Here is a 4,524-nt window from a genome sequence, read left to right as displayed (position 1 = left end):
GCCAAGAAGGAAATGGAAAAGCTACATATACGTGAGTCGTACCAAACATGTATACTTTTGCTTGGGTTATTGCTTCCATTAAAGATCTCTCATTAAAATCAAGTTTTACTTCTACACATATTACCTTTTTTCCTTTTAATCCTACAATATCTGGTTTGTAACCTCTTATCTTTACCGAAGGTGTAGTTTTTACAGGATAAAAACCTTTTGCTTCCAGGAATTCTTTTACTGTAGGATACAGGTCTTCTTCTTTCATCAAATCACCCACTAAACTCTTCAAGCAATTTGAAATTGTTTTCATTTAGCGAACACTCAAGCTTTTTTTTGATGGAATTATCAAGTATGTATTCAGTTGTTCCTAATAAAAATGAAAAATAACTGCCTCTTGGACTTATTCTCATTGCTGCAAATCTTGCTGCAACATAAGGTTTACAATCTTTAGGTCTAGCTTTTGTTTGAATATCCAAGTAAACATCTTTACCATTAACACCTTTCTTTGTAATACGATCCACTTGTCGGTCATCTACTGGAGGAATGGATACATCAAAATCTCTTTTAATAGACTCAGATAAGGCAATAAACCCCTGTCGTTTTCCGAAGGATACTAAGGTTCCGTAATCCTTATCATCCATGTCCATGACATAATTAATGGTCAAAAATTTATAATTTTTTGGATAATTCATATACTTGGCTGATGAACTTCAGAAAAGGTTCTCAGGTCCAAGAGCTATACACAACCGCAAACACGTCCGTTTAAAGAAAAAGAATTTTAAACTGTTTCTATCATTAATAGAAAAGTCCCGCGGTAGCTCAATGGTAGAGCGGCCGGCTGTAGTTCTGATTGCGTTTCCCTTGGGAAACGCGCGGTCGTTCGGTAACCGGCAGGTTGGGAGTTCAACTCTCCCCCGCGGGACTTCAACTATTTTATACTGAATGTTAGCAATGTATAAAACGATGCTACTTGATGTAAGATTGGAACGGGTCATCGTCGAACGTTTCGGACGGCTTAACGAACTCCAGGAGAGATCTGTGGATGCGGTGCTTAGCGGCAGAGACGTACTCATAATGGCTCCTGTAGGGTTCGGTAAGACAGAGGCTGCGATGATCCCCGTGTTCGACCGTCTTCTGAAATACAAGGAGAAAAAGGACGACAAAGGGATAAACGCGTTGTACATCACCCCGTTGAGGAGTTTAAACAGGGACATGATGGAGAGACTGGAACAATGGGCGAACAGGTTAGGGATTTCTATCGATGTGAGACACGGTGACACTCCTCAGGCGCGTCGTGCCAGACAGAGTAGGTTACCGCCCCAACTTATGATCACTACACCCGAGACGTTCACAGGTATGCTTTCGGCTAAGAGGTTACGTTTGGCCCTATCCTACTGTAAACATGTGATAATAGACGAACTCCACAGTATAATCGATAACAAACGCGGTATGCAGTTAGCGTTGTCCCTTGAACGGTTGGATGCGTTGACTGGTGGGACGCAGAGGATAGGGTTGAGCGCTACCATAGGTACGCCTGAGATCGCGCTCCGTTACCTGTCACCGCCGCCCAGACAATCCGTGGTGGTTGAGGTCAACCGTAGGAAAAGTATGGAGATAACTGTCGAACATCCATCCCCTGTGAAAACCGCTGGATCAGAAAGAGAGTTGGACCTTGACCCAGAAGCCATGGGTAGACTGTTGCGTGTTAAGGAACTCATCGATAAAGGGAAAACGTTGATCTTTGTCAATACCCGTCAGGTTGCGGAGGCGTTAGGTTCGCGTTTGTTACTGCTGAAGGCAAACGTTGCAGTTCATCACGGTTCCCTTGCCAGACAGGTTCGTGTCCGTGTCGAGAACGAGTTTAAAAAGAACAAGGTGAACGCGCTCATAGCAACGTCCAGTCTTGAGCTCGGTATAGATATCGGCGATGTTAACCATGTTATTCAATACATGTCACCGCGTCAAGCGTCGCGATTGATACAACGTGTCGGGAGGAGCGGTCACCGCATGGAACTCGTTCCGAAAGGTACCCTTATAGTGAGCGACATCGATGATACCCTTGAATCTTTGGCCATCGTGAAACTCGTGGAAGAGGGATGGATGGAACCTACAGTGATGGAACGTAATGCTTACGATGTAATAGCGCATCAGTTGGTCGGAGTACTCCTTGAACGCGGTACCGTTAAACTTGAGGAGGTTCATGCGTTGTTCTCTAAATCTTCCGTGTACGATATCAGTTTCGGTGAACTGATCGAGATCGCTGAGCAGTTGGCCAAACAGAGAATCGTATACATAAACAGGGATGATAACACGCTCCATAAGACGCTTTCAACACGTATCTACTACTATACCCATCTGTCAACCATACCCAAGACCAGGAGGTTTAAAGTGCGTGATGTTGAACGTAACAGGTACGTATCCACCTTAGATGAAGGGTTTGTCGCTACACTGAACCCCGGTGACACGTTTATAACCCGAGGGTTACCTTGGCGGGTTGTAGATATTACACGCGATGAAGTGCTCGTTGAGGCCAGTGACGATTTTTCTCTATCTCTTCCGGACTGGGAAGGTGAAGAGATACCCGTGCCGAGCGAGGTTGCGCTGCGCGCAACCTCGCTGCGCAGAGAACTTGCCGGTAAAGGTTTTGCGAGATGGAGAAAGTTTTTCAAAGGGAAACTTGACCTGCCGGAGGAAGAGATCGTGCCAGACGACCGAACGATAGTGATCGAATCGTACGCCGACCTGACAGTTGTCCATCTCCCGTTCGGTTCGTTGATCAATGCAACGTTTGCTTCCCTATTCGGTCAGATCATAGGTAAGGATAGGAGTGTCCGTGTGATGCACGACCCGTATCGTGTTGTTATCCAAACTAATTCTCCACTCGTCCCTGAGGATGTTGAGAAGGTTCTTATGAATACCGACCCGGAGGATGTGTTACCCGTTATCGTCAACGGATTGGAAGAGAGCAGACTTTTCGCTTACAAGTTCAACCATGTAGCGCAGAACTTCGGTATGGTAGGAGAGGATGAAACCGTTTCTAAAAAACTCATCAAATATATGCGCGGGTTACCGGTGTACAGGGAAACCGTCCGTGTTCTGTTGAAGGACTACTTCGATGTCAACGGAACGGTGGATATGCTCAGACGTATCCGGAGGGGCGAGTTCAAAATCGTTAAACGGACAGGGTCCCTGTCTGAATGGGCGAAGATGGGACTGATCAGGATACACGGCGGAGAATTCGTTATGCCTACGGAACCGCACAGCGAGATCGTTGAATCCTTCCTCAATCATATTCTCGATACCGTGGTTAAACTAAAATGTACTTACTGTAACAAGTTCTGGCTGACCAAGATAAAGGATTTGGATGAGAACGGACCGATCCGTTGCCCGGTATGCGGTAGTGAGATGGTGGGTTATGCAGGTGTTATCAAGAACGGCAGGTTCTACGATAAGGATAAAAGATTTATTGATATGAGTGTGCCGTTGGTTCAGGCGTACGGCCGCAGGGCGTTGATCGCGCTGACCGTGTACGGTGTCGGCATTGAGACGGCGAAAAAGATTCTCCGAAAGGTTCACAGGGATGAAACTGATCTTGCACTCGACCTATTGAATGCGCAGAAACAGTTCATAAAGACTAAACGTTTCTGGAAACTGTGAAACAGCACTCAACTGTTAAATTCGGGTTCGACAGAGACGATGGTACCGTTGGATGCAACCTTTACAATGTACCTATAGTCTGCCTGTTCGGAGTACCAGGTTACCGTCCAGACCCCTGTTTTTTCATCGAGTGTGACGTCGTGAGATGCGTTGTACTGAGTGATGTAATCATGGACATCGTCGGTACCGGGAAACGTATGGGATGCGATCACCGCCTCCTCCTCGTATATGATCGGTGCACCGGGCCCGCCCCAGATCTTGCAATCCTTCGTTATGTAATCAGGGGGTTGCGTTACATACCCTTGTTCAGGATAATCGTAATACAGGTGTATCCTCTCTGGACACGGCGAATCTGGGTTCAGTGTTACCTTTGCTTTAACGGTGTAGTGTTTTCCTGGTCCGGTATGGTTCGTATCCAATCGAACGGATAATATCTCGTAGGAACCGTTCGGATACCTGTGTTTCAGGTCGTCAAGAACGAACAGACGCGCATCTTTTTCTGTTACCGTTTTCAAACCCTTTGGCATGATTATCCAAAACGCAATGACGATGATGAACAATGCTACCGTTAACCAAACCAACCTTTTCATGTAAGAATAAATGAATGCATGATTTTTAATCCTTTCCAAACGACAAATAATCATTTCTTTTGCTGTTTCTTTAGTTAGTCAAAAGATTCAATAAAAACCCTTTTCTAACTTTTTAAAAGGATTATTCGCAAGGCATAAATTAACATGGGTTCTCACAACTTCCTACCTCTCCGTTAACATATTTTCTATTCGGTCCACATTGATTTTTGGTGAAGCGGTTGTTGCTATTTTCGTTGTATATATCATATCTGCTATCGTTGTTGAAACAGAAATTATTCATCTCGAT

Annotated in this window: 4 protein-coding genes and 1 tRNA gene; 2 read left to right on the top strand and 3 right to left on the bottom strand. The window is 45.1% G+C overall.

All coding sequences use genetic code 11. The features are described 5' to 3' along the window. Nucleotides 1–256: hypothetical protein (locus J7K41_00915; protein ID MCD6549259.1), on the bottom strand; the 256-nt coding region annotated here is incomplete at its 3' end. A gap of 4 nt (nt 257–260) precedes the next feature. Then, nucleotides 261–638 carry a hypothetical protein gene (locus J7K41_00910; protein ID MCD6549258.1) on the bottom strand — a complete coding sequence of 126 codons (378 nt, stop codon included), beginning with the start codon at nt 636–638 and terminating at the stop codon, nt 261–263. A 161-nt stretch (nt 639–799) separates the two neighbouring features. Between J7K41_00910 and J7K41_00905 the strand changes: the two genes are divergently transcribed. Both J7K41_00905 and J7K41_00900 read left to right on the top strand, forming a co-directional pair. Beyond that, a tRNA-Tyr gene (locus J7K41_00905) sits at nt 800–913 on the top strand. Between the two features lie 41 nt (nt 914–954). Next, complete coding sequence (locus J7K41_00900) at nt 955–3,648, top strand: DEAD/DEAH box helicase (protein MCD6549257.1); 2,694 nt, start codon at nt 955–957, stop codon at nt 3,646–3,648. An 8-nt stretch (nt 3,649–3,656) separates the two neighbouring features. Here the strand turns inward: J7K41_00900 and J7K41_00895 are convergent, their stop codons facing one another. Then, entirely contained in the window at nt 3,657–4,238 is a 582-nt protein-coding gene (locus tag J7K41_00895) for a hypothetical protein (protein ID MCD6549256.1), read from the bottom strand. Between the last annotated feature and the right edge of the window lie 286 nt (nt 4,239–4,524).

Source organism: Candidatus Micrarchaeota archaeon (assembly GCA_021163225.1).
GTDB lineage: Archaea > Micrarchaeota > Micrarchaeia > Anstonellales > JAGGXE01 > JAGGXE01.
The sequence above is the reverse complement of the archived record's forward strand: the minus strand, read 5'-3'. Positions and strand labels throughout refer to the sequence as shown.

What these genes read in the sequence shown, in the direction of transcription:
- J7K41_00900 (MCD6549257.1), top strand. Translation starts at nt 955, where the DNA reads ATGCTACTTGATGTAAGATTGGAACGGGTCATCGTCGAACGTTTCGGA.
- J7K41_00895 (MCD6549256.1), bottom strand. Translation starts at nt 4,238, where the DNA reads ATGAAAAGGTTGGTTTGGTTAACGGTAGCATTGTTCATCATCGTCATT.
- J7K41_00910 (MCD6549258.1), bottom strand. Translation starts at nt 638, where the DNA reads ATGGACATGGATGATAAGGATTACGGAACCTTAGTATCCTTCGGAAAA.